Here is a 16,042-nt window from a genome sequence, read left to right as displayed (position 1 = left end):
TCGGCGATGGTCGAGATGTCATCGGGGACAATCGATCACGGGGTCTGCGTCCGACAAGTGGTGTGCGGGCCGGAAGCCCGGACGCGCAGCGTCCACCTGCGATCTGCGCAGGCGGACCCAGTGCTCAGAACCTCAGGGCTCGGGGATCTCCGGTTCGAGCATGTAGAGGTCCTCCGGCTCATGAGAGTCGGGGAACGTGTTGGCGGCGAACAGATCCCGGCGTTCGAAGCGGAGTCCGCGAGCCTTGGCGACCGATGCGAACAAGCGCTGCGACGGGATGTTGTCCGGGCTGATGGTCGTGTGCATGGCCACCATGCCCTGCTGGTTGACGCGATCGAACAGTTGATGGAGCATCGTCGCGGCGATGCCGTGTCCACGGACGTCGTCGTCGACGGCGACCTGCCACACCATGAGGGTGGACGGATCGCTCTGCCGACGGTAGCCGGTGACGAAACCGACTGCGCGACCGTCTACTTCGGCGACGATGGACGTGGTGGCGAAATCGTGGCACCACAGGACGTAGGAGTAGCTCGAGTTGACGTCGAGAACCTTTGAGTCCGAAGCGATTTCCCAGAGGCGGGTGCCGTCGTCGACTGTGGGTGTCCGATAGTCGACGGCGAGGGTGGTTGTTGGGGCCGTTCTTGTTTGGGAAGGGCTCATAACGCATTCGACGTTAACAACGCGTGTCGGCGAAGTCATGTACCTGCGGAAATTGGTCCGCGGAACACCTACCTTGTCCCTGATCAGACATGCAATGTGAAGTGGGTCACAAAGACGTGATTCACGATTGGTTCGGGCGGCTTCCCGGGTTGCAGAATGGCTTCATGACGAGGATCATCGCCGGCCGCTTGGGGGGTCGCCGGCTGCGCGTTCCGGGAGAGGGCACCCGACCCACGTCGGACCGGGTTCGCGAGTCGGTGTTCAACATGCTCGCCGCCAGATCCGACCTGGACGGCCTCTGGGTGCTCGATCTGTATGCGGGGTCGGGGGCGCTGGGGCTCGAGGCGATCTCACGGGGGGCCGCCGGGGCGACGTTCGTCGACTCCGGCCGCCGGGCCGCCGCCACGATCGCCGCGAACGTGCGGGCCTGCGGGGTGGCCTCGAACGCCACCGTACATACGCGTGCGGTGTCCGCCTACCTCGCCGGCGCCCCGGAACGGCGCTTCGGAGTGGTCTTCGCCGACCCGCCGTACGACGTCGTCGCCGAACGGATCACCGAGGACCTGACCCTGCTGACCGCACATCTGGACGACGACGCGCTGGTGGTCGTCGAACGGTCGGCGCGGTCCATCGGAGAGGTCTGGCCGTCGGACTACGAGGTGGTCGTCGACAAGTCCTACGGAGACACCCGGGTGGAGATCGGCCGCCTGGTCTGACCGGTAGGTTCGGACCATGACGACGGCTGTGTGTCCCGGTTCCTTCGATCCCTTCACCCTCGGTCACCGATACGTGGTCGAACGCGCTGCGGCGTGTTTCGACGAGGTCGTGATCACGGTGGTGGTCAATCCCAACAAGCGCGGCATGTTCGCGGTCGACGAGCGCATCGCACTCATCGAGGAGGACTGCGCCGACATCCCGAACGTGCGGGTCGATCGGTGGGAGGGCCTCCTCGTCGACTATCTACGCCAGGAGTCGATCCACACGATCGTGAAGGGACTGCGTTCCGCGGTGGACTTCGACTACGAGGTGCCGATGGCTCAGATGAATCGCGAGCTCGCCGACGTGGAGACCGTTTTCCTGCTCACCGACCCGCGGTTCGCGCACGTGTCGAGTTCGCTCGTGAAAGAGGTGGCGAAATTGGGAGGCGACGTCTCGCCGTTCCTGTCGAAACACGTGCACGGCCGATTGCTGGGTCGACTGTCCGGCGAGCTTACGGCCTGATCGGACACGAGCTGCGACACACCCCACGCGCTTCACGAGTCACAGACGCACCATTCGGCACAATAGTCACAGATTCACCAACTGTTGCAACCAGGCAAGCGCCGGATTGGGGTGGCTGTGTACCGGGTATTTGAGGCTCTCGACGAGCTGGTCGCGATCGTCGAAGAGGCACGGAGTGTGCCGATGACCGCAGGCTGCGTCGTCCCGCGCGGCGATGTGCTGGAACTCCTCGACGACATCAAGGACTCCATCCCCGGCGAGCTCGACGACGCGCAGGACGTGCTCGATCAGCGCGACACGCTCATCGGCGATGCCCGCGAGCATGCCGAGACGACGGTGGCGAAGGCGGATTCGGAGTCCGAGGCCGTTCTCGCGCACGCCCGCGCCGAGGCGGACCGGATTCTGTCCGAGGCGAAGGCGCAGGCCGACCGAATGGTCGACGAGGCGAGCGCGCACTCGAACTCGCTGGTCGGGGATGCCTCCGAGGAGGCCCATCGCCTGCAGACGAGCGCTGCTCGCGAGTTCGAGGCCGTCACCGGCCGGGCGCGGGCCGAGGCCCAGCGCACCATCGACGCGGCCAACAACTCTTACGACAAGTCGGTGGCCGACGGCATCGCCGAGCAGCAGCGGCTGGTCTCCGAGACCGAGGTCGTCGGCGCCGCGAAGTCCGAGGCGGAGCGCATCATCGATGCCGCCCACGCGGAGGCGGATCGTCTGCGCGGTGACTGCGACGTCTACGTCGACGAGAAGCTCGCCCAGTTCGAAGAGGTCCTGACCGGCACGCTGCGGTCGGTGAACCGTGGGCGGCACCAGCTGCGCACCGGTGCCGGAATGCACGATTACGTCGAGTACCCCCGCGGCGTCGACGAGTCCGGCCGGACCGAGAACAAGGGTGACGGTTCACGCTCACGTGAGGCGTCCGCGCGTCACACCTACGACCGCGATCATGGTTCGCCGCTCGCGGTGTGACCCTGGGTGTGACACGGTCGTCGACCCGGCTGTCCACACGCCGCCGGCGTCGGTCGATCATTCGGGGACGCCAGCGTATGGTGGGCGTTTGTGGCTGATCATGCTGTGACATCAGAGCCGTCGCACGGTCCCGGTTCGACCCCCAGGCGCGAGCCGTTCGTGCTGGATGTGCGTTCGATGGGACGCCGCCCGGGCACCACGTCCGAGGTGCACCGAACGGTGCGTACACCCGAGCGGCTCGGCGTCGAGATGGTCGGTATCCCGGCGGATTCCGACGTCGATCTCGACCTGCGCCTCGAGGCGGTGTCCGAGGGGATCCTGGTGACCGGAACGGTGTGCGGCGAGACCGTCGGTCAGTGTTCACGGTGCCTCGAACCCGTCGACGGAACGGTCACGGTCTTCCTCACCGAACTGTTCGCCTATCCGGACAGCGCGACCGAACAGACGACCGACGCCGACGACATCCATCGCATCGCCGATGACCGCATCGATCTCGAGCAGTCGATCATCGATGCGGTCGCGCTCGAGCTGCCGATGTCGCCGTTGTGTTCCGAGGACTGTCAAGGTCTGTGCCAGGTGTGCGGCGTCCGGCTCGCCATCGCCGAACCGGGCCACTCCCACGAGGTCATCGACCCCCGGTGGGCTGGTCTCGCGAGCAAGTTCGCCGACCTCGACGCCGACGACTCGGCATCGGCGTCGGAGGGCGACGCCGCCGACACCGCGGATCCCGACCGGAAACGACATCGTGACTGAGGCCGTGCGGGAGGATGGTCCGCGAGCCGCGCTGCTCGACGCCCTGGACACCGACATCCCCGACGAGCTCCTCACGCTGGCGCTGACCCATCGGTCCTACGCGTACGAACACGGCGGCCTCCCCACCAACGAGCGCCTGGAGTTCCTCGGCGACTCGGTGCTGGGCGTCGTCATCACCGAGCGTCTCTACCTGCGCTATCCCGATCGTCCCGAGGGTGAACTGGCCAAGATCCGCGCGAGCGTCGTCAACATGCACGCCCTCGCCGATGTGGCCCGCGGGCTCGGGGACGAGGGCGGGCTCGGAAAATACCTGTTCCTCGGTCGCGGCGAGGAGATGACGGGCGGCCGCGACAAGGACTCGATCCTGGCGGACGGTCTGGAATCACTGTTCGGCGCGGTCTTCCTCAGCCATGGTCTCGAGACCTCGCAGCGGGTCATCCTGCGCTTGTTCGACGAGCGTCTCGACCGTGCCGGCAGCCTCGGCGCGGGCCTGGACTGGAAGACGTCGCTCCAGGAGTTGAGTTCCGAGCGCGGCTTCGGTCCGCCGCAGTACCAGATCAGCGCGACCGGTCCAGACCACAACAAGGAGTTCACCGCGACCGCGCTGGTCGCGGGCGAGAGTCTCGGCGAGGGCGTCGGCCGGACCAAGAAGGAAGCGGAGCAGCAGGCCGCTGCGCACGCCTGGAAAGTGCTCACCGAGCGCGCTTCCGCCTCGTGAACCCCGGCTTCGTGAACTTCCGTCTCGTGCACGACCTGCCCGCGGTGTCGCATGCCTGAACTGCCCGAGGTCGAGACCGTCCGCAGCGGTCTCGAGACCCATCTCGTCGGGCGCGTGGTGACCTCGACCGAGGTCCTCCATCCGCGCGCGATCCGTCGTCATGCCGGGGGTGAGCCGGATCTGATCGGCCGGCTCGCCGGCAAGCAGGTGACCGGCGTCCGCCGCCGCGGCAAATACCTGTGGATCGATCTCGCCGACTCCACCGACCGGGCGGCGCTCGTGGTCCATCTCGGGATGAGCGGACAGATGCTCATCGCGCGGGTCGGAACCCCCGACCACACGCATCTTCGGGTCCGCGCCGTCCTCGACGACGAGAACGAACTCCGCTTCGTCGACCAACGCACTTTCGGCGGTTGGCATCTCGACGACTACACCCCTGATGTGTATGCGCCCCAGCACGATTTGGGCACGACCGACGCGACATCCGCTGACGTCCCGATATCGGTGGCGCACATCGCCACCGATCCCTTCGACCCGGCTTTCGATCCCGGCCGTGTCGTGGATCGCATGCGCGCCAAGCACTCCGAGATCAAACGGGTGCTGCTGGACCAGACCGTCATCTCCGGGGTGGGCAACATCTACGCCGACGAGGCGCTCTGGCGCGCGCGTCTGCACGGCGCACGGATCGCCGAGACGATCAGCCGCAAGAAGCTACGCGAACTGATCGACGCCGTCACCGACGTGATGGAGGCGGCGCTGAAGGTCGGCGGTACGTCGTTCGATGCTCTGTACGTGAACGTCAACGGACAGTCCGGGTACTTCGAGCGCTCGCTCAACGCCTACGGACGGGCAGGGGAGCCGTGCCGACGCTGCGGAGCGATCATGCGGCGGGAACATTTCATGAACCGGAGCTCGTTCTTCTGCCCGCGATGCCAGCGGCCCCCGAGTGAGCGATCGAACGCGCGCTGACCCAAGCGACTTCGCCGAGGCGCCGGGAACAATTCATGTGCCGGGGCTCTTACTATTGTTCGCGATGCCGGTGGCGCCCGCCGGAAAGACTGTGAGAGGACCCGCCTTCGATGACCACCGAAGCAACCACCCCCACGCCCGGGGTCCCTGCCGACCAGGTCCACACCGACCTCTGGGTCGAGCGCACCGGCACGCGCCGCTACACCGGACGCAGCTCGCGCGGTGGCGAGGTGCTGATCGGCTCACAGGATGTCGACGGTGTGTTCACCCCGGGTGAGCTGCTCAAGATCGCATTGGCCGCCTGCACCGGCATGTCCTCGGATCGCCCGCTGGCGCGTCGCCTCGGTGACGACTACGACGCGACGATCCGGGTGAGCGGCGACGCGGACCGCGACATCGAGGTCTACCCGCGCATCGAGGAGACCCTCGAGATCGACCTGTCCGAACTCGACCCCGATGCCGCCGCGCGCCTGCTGGTCGTCGTCGAACGGGCCATCGACGCGGTGTGCACGGTCGGGCGCACGGTGAAGGCCGGTGCCGAGGTGGATCTGCGGATCGAGACGGACTGACCCGATGACCGACGAGACCCGGATCGGGGACGGCGCCGACCGCATCAGGCTGACCGCGCATGTCCACGGACACGTGCAGGGCGTGGGCTTCCGGTGGTGGACGCGGTCCCGCGCCCTCGAACTCGGTCTGGTCGGCTACGCATCGAACCAGGCCGACGGCCGGGTGCTCGTCGTCGCCGAAGGGACACGGGACTCGGCGCTCGCCCTGCTGGAGGCGCTCCGGTCCGGCACCACGCCGGGCCGGGTCGACCTGGTCGTCGAGCGTGTGGATGAACCGCGCGGGGACCTCGACGGCTTCGTCGAACGGTGAGCGGAGCCCGGAACATGTCGCGATGGTGAGTAGTCTGTACCGTCGTGCACCTCAAAAGCCTGACCCTGAAGGGCTTCAAGTCGTTCGCCTCGGCGACGACCCTGCGCTTCGAGCCGGGTATCACGTGCGTGGTGGGCCCCAACGGCTCCGGTAAGTCGAACGTCGTCGACGCCCTGACCTGGGTGATGGGCGAGCAGGGCGCCAAGGCGCTACGCGGCGGGAAGATGCAGGACGTCATCTTCGCCGGCACATCCGGCCGGCCGCCGCTGGGCCGCGCCGAGGTGACATTGACGATCGACAATGCCGACGGCGCGCTGCCCATCGAGTACTCCGAGGTGTCGATCACGCGCCGGATGTTCCGCGACGGTGCGGGTGAGTACGAGATCAACGGCAGTACGTGCCGGCTGATGGATGTGCAGGAGCTGCTCTCCGACTCGGGCATCGGCCGAGAGATGCACGTCATCGTCGGCCAGGGCCGGCTGTCGGCGATTCTCGAGTCCCGGCCCGAGGACCGCCGCGCGTTCATCGAAGAGGCGGCGGGCGTCCTCAAACACCGCAAGCGCAAGGAAAAGGCGGTCCGCAAGCTCGACGCCATGCAGGCCAATCTCGCGCGCCTGTCCGACCTGACCGCCGAACTCCGTCGTCAGCTCAAGCCGCTCGGCCGGCAGGCCGAGGTGGCGCGCCGCGCCCAGACCGTCCAGGCAGACCTCCGCGACGCGCGGTTACGCCTGGCCGCCGACGACCTCGTCACCCGCCGGACCGAGATGGCCGAACACGCGGCCGTCGAGGACGAGGTCCGTCGCAGGCAGGACGAGGTGGCCGCCGAGCTGGACCGCGCGAACGCGGAAGTGGCCGAACACGAACAGCATCTCGCCGAGATCACGCCCGCCGCGGCCGCCGCGAACCGCGCGTGGTTCCGGCTGTCGGCGCTGGCCGAGCGCGTCGACGCGACCCGCCGGGTCGCCGCCGAACGCAGCCGATACCTCAGTGAACCGTCCGGCGAGGCGTCCGGACCCGACCCCGACGAACTCGACGAGCAGGCCCTCGAGGCCGCCGAACTCGAAGCCGAACTCACCGAGGGCGTCGAGATCGCCGCCGAACAGCTGGAGACCGCCCGAGAAGTCCTCGGTGAGCGCGAGTCGATCGCCGAAGCCGCCGAGGCCGCTCACCTCGCCGCCGTCCGCGCCATCGCCGACCGTCGGGAGGGATTGGCGCGTCTGGAAGGGCAGGTCGACAACCTACGGACGCGTTCGGAGTCGGTCGACGCCGAGGCCGAACGCCTCACGAACGCGATCTCGGCGGCCACCGAGCGCGCCGAAGGTGCTGTGACGCAACAAGATTCGGCCGCCGGAGAGCTGGCGCAACTCGAGGCCGCCGAACGCGCTCTCGACGAACACCACGAACGCTGCGTCGCCGCGCTCAACCTGTCCAACGAGCGCGTCGCGACCCTGCAGGCATCCCACCGCGAGGCCGAGCACGCCATCGCCTCGCTGTCGGCGCGGGTGGACGCGCTCGCCATGGGACTCGAACGGGGCGACGGCGGTGCCTGGTTGCTGGAGAACGCGCCCGAGGGTCTCCTGGGCCCGATGTCCGAGCTGGTCACGGTCGAGGCGGGCTTCGAGACGGCCATCGCCGGGGCGCTCGGACCCGCCGTCGACGGCATCGTCACCGTCGACGGGATCGCCGCGGTGCGAGCGCTGGCGGCCCTCAAATCCGGCGACGGGGGACGGGCGGCGCTGATCTGCGGCGGGCTCACCGGTCCGGACCGGAAGAGTGAGGTCGCGTTGCCGGACGGGGCCAGATGGGCCGCCTCGGTGGTCGACACCCGGCCCGAGATCCGCGGTGCCATCGACACCGTCCTGGCCGACACCGTCATCGTCGACGATCCCGCCCAGGGACTCGAACTCGCCCGCCGCCTCGGGGTGCGGGCGGTGACCCCCGCGGGCGACCGCATCTCGGCGGCGTCGGTCGAGGGGGGTTCGTCGCGCCGACCCTCGTCGCTGGAGGTCCAGTCCGCGATCGATGCGGCGACCGCCGAACTCGGCGCGACGCGCCGACGCGTCGAAGAACTGGAGGCGGCGCTCGACGGTGCGCTGACCGAACAGCACGAGCGACGCGAAGCGGCCGAGGAGGCGCTCGCCGCGCTGCACGAGTCCGACGCCGGCGTCGGCGCCGCGTACGAGCAGATGGCCCGGCTCGGTCAGGAGATCCGGGCGTCGCGCGCCGAGGCCGACAAACTGACGCGCCAGCGGAACCTCCTCGAGAAGGGCCGCGCGGAGACCCTCGAATCGTTGCAGCAACTCACCGAGCGGCTTCGGCTCGCGCGCGACGAGCCCGAGGTGGGGACCGAGATGTCGGCCGACGACTCCGAGCGCGCGACCGCATCGGCGGCGGTCGGGGTGGCGCGCAGCGCCGAGATGGAGGCGCGTCTGACGTTGCGGACCGCCGAGGAACGCCTCGCCTCGGTCCGGGGCAAGGCCGACTCGCTGCGTCGCGCCGCCCAGCGCGAGCGGGAGGCGCGCGAACGAGCCCGCCGCCAGGACGAGATCCGGCGACAGGCCGCCGGCGTCGCGGTGGCCGTCGAACGCGCGGGCGCGCAGGTCAGTGAGCGCCTCGCGGCAGCGGTGGCCTCGGCGCAGGCCGGGCGCGACGAACTCGAGGAGATCCGGACCGCACGTACCGCAACCCTGGACGAGCTCCGCGTTCGGGCGGGCGAGCTGACGACCACGCTGAACTCACTGCGCGACACCGTCCACCGCGACGAGGTGGCGCGAGCCCAGGTCGCGCTCCGCATCGAGCAACTCGAAGAGCAGGTGCTCGAGACGTTCGCGATGGCACCCGACGATCTGATCGCCGAATACGGCCCCGACGTGCCGATGCCCCCGTCGGCGCTGGAGATGGCCGAGTACGAGCAGGCGAGGGAACGCGGCGAGCAGGTCGTCGCGCCGGCGCCGATGCCGTACAACCGGGCGACCCAGGAAGCCCGCGCGAAGAAGGCGCAGAAGGACCTCAACACGCTCGGCAAGGTCAACCCGCTCGCACTCGAGGAGTTCGCCGCGCTCGAGGAGCGATACAACTTCCTGTCCTCACAGCTCGAAGACGTCAAGGCGGCGCGCAAGGATCTCCTCGACGTGGTCGAGGAGGTCGACGCCCGCATCCTGCAGGTGTTCACCGAGGCCTATGCCGACGTCGAACGCGAATTCGCGCAGGTCTTCCAGACGCTGTTCCCGGGCGGCGAAGGGCGACTGGTCCTCACCGAACCCGGCGACATGCTCACGACCGGCATCGAGGTCGAGGCGCGTCCGCCCGGCAAGAAGGTCAAGCGGCTGTCACTGCTGTCGGGTGGGGAGAAGTCGCTCACGGCCGTCGCGATGCTGGTGGCGATCTTCCGGGCACGGCCGTCACCCTTCTACGTCATGGACGAGGTCGAGGCCGCTCTCGACGACACCAACCTGCGGCGACTCATCACATTGTTCGAGCAACTGCGGGAGAAGTCCCAGCTCATCGTCATCACCCACCAGAAGCCCACGATGGAGGTCGCGGATGCGCTCTACGGGGTCAGCATGCGCGGCGACGGCATCACGACGGTCATCTCACAACGCATGCGCGGAGTGAACATGCCCGTCGGACAACAGGAGGACACCAGCCAGTGAACACCGGAATCATCATCGGCATCGTCGTCGCGGTGCTCGTCGTGATCGCGTTGATCGTGCTCGGTCTGGTGCTGTCGCGCCGCCGGCGCATCTCGCTCACCGACGAGCGACAGCCAGAGGTCGTCGACGGCACGACCCGTCAGGTCGACCGGTCGGGCGGTTACCAGGCCGGGTCGGGCTTCAGTTTCAGCCGTGGGGACGCCGGGACGGCGCTCGCGGAACCGCCGGCGCGCAAGCCCGAACCCGTGCGCAAGCCGGCCGAGCCAACCGTGCGGCCACCGGGAGATCGCACCGACGTGGACGGTCAGCCGGGTGTCGGCGACGACGCCGCGGTCCCGCGTGACTCGATTCGACGCGGCGTCACCGACGTATCCCTTCCCGAGCCGGACACCGCCGAGCCGGACACCGTCGAGCCGGAGGCTAGCAAGCCCGGGACAGCCGAGCCCGAGGCTGCAGAGCCCGAGACGGTTGAGCCCGAGACGGTGGAACCGGAGGCCGCCCGGCCTGCGACTGCACCGCCGGACACGGTGGTTCCGGACACGGCGGAATCGGACACGGCGGAACCCGCGGCAGTCGAGCCGGAGATCGTCGAACCCGAGACGCGGGTGCCCGACGATGTCGCGGAGGCGACCACGGCGCCGCCGCTGGACGACATCGCGCCGACGGCGGGCCGGATCGGTCGGCTGCGTGGCCGGCTGTCCCGGTCGCAGGGCGCGATCGGCAAGGGTGTGCTGGGACTCCTCGGTGCGGGCGATCTCGACGAGGAGAGCTGGGAGGAGATCGAGGACACGCTGGTGATGGCCGACCTCGGCGCCGCGACCACCGCCACCGTCGTCGAGACATTGCGAACCGAACTCGCGGCCAATCCGGTCCGGACCGCGGGGGAGGCCCGGGCCTTGCTGAAGCGGGTCCTGATCGAGCAGCTCGACCCGACCCTCGACCGGTCGATCCGGGCGCTGCCGCACGCCGGTCGCCCCGCCGTCGTGCTCGTCGTCGGGGTCAACGGCACCGGCAAGACGACCACGACCGGCAAACTGGCGCGCGTGCTCGTCGCCGATGGTCGTCGCGTCCTGCTCGGAGCCGCCGACACCTTCCGCGCCGCCGCCGCCGATCAGCTGCAGACCTGGGGTGAGCGTGTCGGTGCCGAGATCGTGCGCGGCAAGGAACAGGCCGATCCCGCCGCGGTCGCGTTCGACGCGGTCGACCGCGGCATCGAGACGGGTGTCGACGTGGTCATGATCGACACCGCGGGCCGCCTGCACACCAAGACCGGCCTGATGGACGAGCTGGGCAAGGTCAAACGCGTCGTCGAGAAGAAGGCACCCGTCGACGAGGTGCTGCTGGTCCTCGATGCGACCGTCGGACAGAACGGCCTCATGCAGGCCCGCGTGTTCGCCGAAGTCGTGAACATCACCGGTGTGGTGTTGACGAAGCTCGACGGCACCGCGAAGGGTGGCATCGTCTTCCACGTCCAGAAGGAACTCGGGGTACCGGTCAAGCTCGTCGGGCTCGGCGAGGGAGCCGACGATCTCGCGCCGTTCGAACCGGACGCATTCGTCGACGCCCTGCTGTGAACTCCGCTGCTGCTGTGAATTCCGAATCTGTGATCGGAAATGTCGGGTTAGACGTCGGCCGAGGAGTCTGAGAGTCCACTCAGAGCCGAACTGGGACGTTACCTGTGCGCAATACAAACCGCTCAGGGGGTTACGCGCCCGAAACGTCAGGGCACCACGGCTGAAACCGACTGCCGACAATCTCTGTGGAGGCGCCGAGCCGTCGGCGCATCCTGAGGAGGTTTCGTAGTGGATTTGGCTCAGTTGCCAAACGAATCGTTTGGCCCGATCGACACGGGCAACACGGCATTCATGCTCGTGTCGGCCGCGCTCGTGTTGCTGATGACCCCAGGCCTCGCGTTCTTCTACGGGGGGTTGGCGCGAGGCAAGTCCGTCCTGAACATGATGATGATGTCCTTCGGCGCGCTGGCGTCGATCAGCGTCGTGTACGTGCTGTGGGGCTTCTCGATGTCGTTCAGCGACGGGATCACCGGTAGCAGCGACATCGGCGGGATCTTCGCGAACCCGTTCGCTCTGTTCGGGTCCGACCAGTTGATGAGCACGATCGGCGAGGGCGACACCGAGCTGTACGTCACCGGCGGCCTTTCGATCCCGGCGATTGTCTTCATGGGCTTCCAGCTGACCTTCGCGGTGATCACCGTCGCTCTCATCAGCGGTGCGCTGGCCGAGCGCGTCAAGTTCTCCACCTGGATGGTCTTCACCGTCCTGTGGGCGACGATCGTCTACTTCCCGCTGTCGCACATGGTCTGGGGCGGCCTGGTCGGTGGCGGCGGTCTCCTGGGTGCGGGTGAGGACGGCCTGGCGGCCAAGATGTTCGGCACGACCGACGGGGAGGCCAACGTTGCCCCGATCGACTTCGCCGGCGGCACGGTCGTCCACATCAATGCCGGCATCGCGGCGCTGGTCCTGGTCCTGATCATCGGCAAGCGCGTCGGCTTCGGTCGCACCGCGTACCGTCCGCACAACATCCCGTTCGTCATGCTCGGCGCCGCCCTGCTGTGGTTCGGCTGGTTCGGGTTCAACGTCGGCTCCGAGCTGGGCGCCGACCTCCTCGCCGGACAGGTGTGGGTCAACACCACCGCCGCGACGGCTGCCGCGATCATCGGCTGGCTCGTGGTCGAGGTCATCCGCGACAAGCACGCGACGAGCGTGGGCGCCGCATCGGGCATCGTCGCCGGTCTGGTCGCGATCACCCCGGCGTGTGGCTCGCTGACCCCGATCGGCTCGTTGATCCTCGGTCTCGTCGCAGGTGCGCTCGCCGCGACGGCCATCGGACTGAAGAACAAGTTCGGATACGACGACTCGCTCGACGTCGTCGGCGTCCACCTCGTCGCGGGCCTCTGGGGCACGGTGGCCATCGGTCTGATCGGCGAGGACGTGGGCCTCTTCTGGGGCGGCGATTACAAGCAGCTGGTGGTCCAGGTCGTCATCGCACTGTTCGCGCTCGTGTTCACCGCTGTTCTCACCGCGATCATCGCCTTCGCGCTCAAGCCGCTGGGTTGGCGCGTCAGCGATGAGGACGAAAAGACCGGCATCGACGAGGCGGAACACGCCGAGACGGCCTATGAGCTGGCATGACGCTCGAAGCCATTCGCTACTACGCTGAATCCTGTGGAGAGGGATAACTTATGAAGCTGATCACTGCAATCGTCAAGCCGTTCACGCTCGAGGATGTCAAAGCCGGGTTGGAGCAGGCCGGCATCCTGGGCATGACCGTGAGTGAGGTCCAGGGCTACGGACGCCAGAAGGGCCACACCGAGGTCTATCGCGGCGCCGAGTACTCGGTCGACTTCGTGCCCAAGGTCCGCGTCGAGGTCGTGGTGGACGACGCGGCCGTGGACAAGGTCGTCGATGTGATCGTCGAGGCCGCCCGGACCGGCAAGATCGGTGACGGCAAGGTGTGGGTGTCGCCGGTGGAATCCGTGGTCCGCGTCCGCACCGGTGAGCGCGGCGGCGACGCTCTGTAGCGAGCACGTGCTGCGTTGACGAACTCCCGGTGAACGGCCCCGTGCCCGACGACCAGTCGGACGCGGGGCCGTACCGTTCGACAGCTCGAATCATCTCTCTCCCACACACTTTGGAGGCAGTCGTAAGCGCCGCAGACCTGGCCAAGACCCGACGGCAACTCACCGAGTCCGGCCGCTCGGGAAAACTCGATGCACCGGCACTGCGCCAGGTGCTCGTCGACCTGCACGAGTTCTGGCTGACCAGCAAGGGTGCCGAACTCGGCATCAAGCCGCACAGCGGTTTTGCGATCGTCGCCGTGGGCGGGCTCGGCCGCGGTGAGATGCTCCCGTACTCCGACCTCGACCTGATCCTGTTGCACGACGACATGCCCGTCGAACGGGTGTCCGAGGTGGCCGATGGGCTCTGGTATCCGTTGTGGGACGCCAACATCCCGCTCGACCACAGCGTGCGGACGGTGCCGCAGGCGCTGCAGGTCGCGGGGGATGACGTCACCGCGGCGCTCGGCTTGCTCGAGGCCCGCCACATCGCGGGTGACGAGGATCTGTCCACGCTGCTGATCGGCGGCGTCCGTCAGCAGTGGCGCAACGACATCCGCACCCGGTTCCCCGAAGTCGTCTCCCACGCCCAGGACCGCTGGCGGCGCGCCGGCGATATCGCGCACCGTGCCGAACCCGATCTCAAGAGCGGCCGGGGCGGGCTGCGCGACGTGCAGTTGCTGGGAGCGCTGGCGATCGCGCAGCTCACCCATGGGATGGCGAGCCTGCGGCCCGACTCGCCCGGTGCCGGACCGCAGGTCGCCTACACCAGGCTCCTCGACATCCGCACCGAGTTGCATCGCATCGCCGGACGTCCCCGCGAGCACGTGCAGGCGCAGGACGCCGACGAGATCGGGGCAGCACTCCGGATCGGGGACCGGTTCGACCTCGCGCGGGTCATCAGCGACTCGGCCCGCACCATCAGCTACTCCATCGACGCCGGCCTGCGGACAGCAGGCAACGCCCTGCCGCGTCGCGGTCTGGCCAAGCTGCGGCGCTCGCCGCTGCGTCGTCCGCTCGACGAGGGCGTCGTCGAACACAGCGGCGAGATCGTGTTGGCGCGCAACGCGATCCCGAGCAAGGACCCGGGACTCATCCTGCGGGTGGCGGCGGCGTCGGCACGCACCGGTCTGCCGATCGGCGCATCGACGCTGAGCCGGCTCGCCGACTACGCGCCGGAACTGCGTGAGCCGTGGCCGGCCGAGGCGCGCAGCGACCTGCTGGTGCTGCTCAGTTCGGGGCACCACATGGTCGATCCGATCGAGGCCCTCGACCGCACGGGTCTGTGGGGCCGGCTGCTGCCGGAGTGGGGCGCCGTCCGCGACCTGCCGCCCCGCGATGCCATCCACACCTGGACCGTCGACCGTCACCTCGTGGAGACCGCCGCGTACGCGAGCGCGATGACCACGCGGGTGTCCCGGCCCGATCTCCTCGTACTCGGCGCGCTCATCCACGATCTGGGCAAGGGGCGGGGTGCCGATCACAGCATCGTCGGCGCGGATCTGGCCGTTCAGGTCGGCAACCGGTTCGGGCTCTGGCCCCAGGACGTGACGATCCTGTCGGACATGGTCCGGCATCACCTGCTGCTGCCCCAGGTCGCCACCCGCCGCGACCTCGACGACCCCGCCACGGCCGAATCCGTCGTCGAGACCCTCGGGCACAACCGTGTTCTCCTGGAACTCCTTGCCGCACTTGCCGAGGCGGACTCGCTCGCCACCGGACCGGGGGTGTGGGGGGAGTGGAAGGCCTCGCTGATCCTCGACCTCGTCCGCCGGTCGATGCGGCTCATCGACGGGGAGAAGCCGAGCGCTCCCGATCCGCTGACCGCCGAGCAGCTCGCCACCGCGGCCGAAGGTGATTTCGCGGTGCGGCTCGTCCGGGCCGAGGGCCAGCACACCTATCGCGTCACCATGGTCGCGCCCGATCAGCCCGGCCTGCTGTCGAAGATGGCCGGGGTCCTCGCCCTCGGCGGGCTGCGCTCCCACTCCGCCTGCGCTCAGAGCGCCGACGGCAAGGCGATCAACTCGTTCCTCGTGGTGCCGATGTTCGGCAGTCCGCCCGATGCCGGACTGCTGCGCCAGCAGCTCATAGCCGCGATCGACGGCAAGATCGACGTGCTCGCGCGGCTCGACGCGCGCGAACGGGACTCGCCGGTCCCGACGATCGGCACGGTCACCACGATCCCCGGCACCGTCGTGACCATCGGCGCCAGCGCCGGCAGCACCGATCCCGAGGTGGACGGGGCAGGCCATCCGAAGAACGCGGTTCCCGCGCTGTTCGCCGTCGCGCCGCCACGGGTGACGTGGCTCGATGCGCCGGCGGGGGAGGCAGTGCTCGAGGTCCGCTCGGACGACCGGATCGGCCTGCTCAGCCGGGTCAGCGCGGTCCTGGAACGCCACGGCGCCGACATCCGGTGGGCCAAGGTCGCGACCCTGGGGGCGACCGGCGTGGACATCTTCGGCCTGCGACTGGCGACCGACACCGACGCCGCGCGGGCGGAGCTGGCCGACGCCGTCGTCGCGGTCTGCCCGCCTCCGCAACCGGTGCGCGAGGAAGACGGCGACGGGCCACAGTCATACGGCGGGACCGGGCGGTCCGGAGTGCCGATCTCCTAGCTGTTCGGTCCCGGGACCCACATGGAAG

The 16,042-nt window shown here is 68.7% G+C and carries 15 protein-coding genes; 14 read left to right on the top strand and 1 reads right to left on the bottom strand.

Going from position 1 to position 16,042, the window contains the following annotated elements; translation table 11 throughout:
• Positions 1–132: 132 nt before the first annotated feature.
• Complete coding sequence (ectA, locus tag ABIC25_RS02275; protein ID WP_064571055.1) at positions 133–660, bottom strand: diaminobutyrate acetyltransferase; 528 nt, start codon at positions 658–660, stop codon at positions 133–135.
• Positions 661–683: 23 nt separating this feature from the next.
• On the opposite strand from ectA, the gene ABIC25_RS02270 reads away from it, so the two are divergent.
• From ABIC25_RS02270 to ABIC25_RS02205, 14 genes are all read left to right on the top strand, one after another.
• On the top strand, positions 684–743 hold the full coding sequence (locus tag ABIC25_RS02270) for an SWIM zinc finger family protein (RefSeq protein WP_354559857.1): 60 nt from the start codon (positions 684–686) through the stop codon (positions 741–743).
• Positions 744–824: 81 nt separating this feature from the next.
• Positions 825–1,376, top strand: coding sequence for a 16S rRNA (guanine(966)-N(2))-methyltransferase RsmD (gene rsmD / locus ABIC25_RS02265; RefSeq protein ID WP_239402740.1), 552 nt, complete (start codon positions 825–827; stop codon positions 1,374–1,376).
• A gap of 16 nt (positions 1,377–1,392) precedes the next feature.
• Positions 1,393–1,881: a pantetheine-phosphate adenylyltransferase gene (gene coaD / locus ABIC25_RS02260; RefSeq protein ID WP_004019642.1), complete on the top strand. Its 489-nt coding sequence runs from the start codon at positions 1,393–1,395 to the stop codon at positions 1,879–1,881.
• A gap of 117 nt (positions 1,882–1,998) precedes the next feature.
• Positions 1,999–2,850, top strand: a complete 852-nt coding sequence (locus tag ABIC25_RS02255; protein WP_033203506.1) for a DivIVA domain-containing protein — start codon at positions 1,999–2,001, stop codon at positions 2,848–2,850.
• A gap of 105 nt (positions 2,851–2,955) precedes the next feature.
• Complete coding sequence (locus ABIC25_RS02250) at positions 2,956–3,603, top strand: YceD family protein (RefSeq protein WP_354559856.1); 648 nt, start codon at positions 2,956–2,958, stop codon at positions 3,601–3,603.
• Positions 3,596–4,321, top strand: coding sequence for a ribonuclease III (gene rnc / locus ABIC25_RS02245; RefSeq protein WP_004019647.1), 726 nt, complete (start codon positions 3,596–3,598; stop codon positions 4,319–4,321). The genes ABIC25_RS02250 and rnc overlap by 8 nt, the downstream gene beginning before the upstream one ends.
• Positions 4,322–4,372: 51 nt before the next feature.
• Positions 4,373–5,290, top strand: coding sequence for a bifunctional DNA-formamidopyrimidine glycosylase/DNA-(apurinic or apyrimidinic site) lyase (gene mutM / locus ABIC25_RS02240; RefSeq protein WP_354559733.1), 918 nt, complete (start codon positions 4,373–4,375; stop codon positions 5,288–5,290).
• 110 nt (positions 5,291–5,400) lie between these two features.
• Positions 5,401–5,859, top strand: coding sequence for an OsmC family protein (locus ABIC25_RS02235; protein ID WP_354559732.1), 459 nt, complete (start codon positions 5,401–5,403; stop codon positions 5,857–5,859).
• A 4-nt stretch (positions 5,860–5,863) separates the two neighbouring features.
• Positions 5,864–6,169 (top strand): acylphosphatase, encoded by a 306-nt coding sequence (locus tag ABIC25_RS02230; protein ID WP_004019654.1) that lies wholly within the window; start codon positions 5,864–5,866, stop codon positions 6,167–6,169.
• A gap of 44 nt (positions 6,170–6,213) precedes the next feature.
• Positions 6,214–9,822, top strand: coding sequence for a chromosome segregation protein SMC (smc, locus tag ABIC25_RS02225; RefSeq protein WP_354559730.1), 3,609 nt, complete (start codon positions 6,214–6,216; stop codon positions 9,820–9,822).
• On the top strand, positions 9,819–11,396 hold the full coding sequence (ftsY, locus tag ABIC25_RS02220) for a signal recognition particle-docking protein FtsY (RefSeq protein WP_354559728.1): 1,578 nt from the start codon (positions 9,819–9,821) through the stop codon (positions 11,394–11,396). Before smc ends, ftsY begins: the two co-directional genes overlap by 4 nt.
• A 228-nt stretch (positions 11,397–11,624) precedes the next feature.
• Complete coding sequence (locus ABIC25_RS02215) at positions 11,625–12,974, top strand: ammonium transporter (RefSeq protein WP_004572307.1); 1,350 nt, start codon at positions 11,625–11,627, stop codon at positions 12,972–12,974.
• 50 nt (positions 12,975–13,024) lie between these two features.
• Positions 13,025–13,363 (top strand): P-II family nitrogen regulator, encoded by a 339-nt coding sequence (locus ABIC25_RS02210; protein WP_004572306.1) that lies wholly within the window; start codon positions 13,025–13,027, stop codon positions 13,361–13,363.
• Between the two features lie 29 nt (positions 13,364–13,392).
• Positions 13,393–16,014: a [protein-PII] uridylyltransferase gene (locus ABIC25_RS02205; RefSeq protein ID WP_435529056.1), complete on the top strand. Its 2,622-nt coding sequence runs from the start codon at positions 13,393–13,395 to the stop codon at positions 16,012–16,014.
• The last annotated feature ends 28 nt before the right edge of the window (positions 16,015–16,042 follow it).

Source organism: Gordonia sp. PvP123 (assembly GCF_040547295.1).
GTDB classification, from domain to species: Bacteria; Actinomycetota; Actinomycetes; order Mycobacteriales; family Mycobacteriaceae; genus Gordonia; species Gordonia terrae.
Note: the sequence above shows the minus strand (reverse complement) of the source record. Positions and strands in the feature narration are given on the sequence as shown.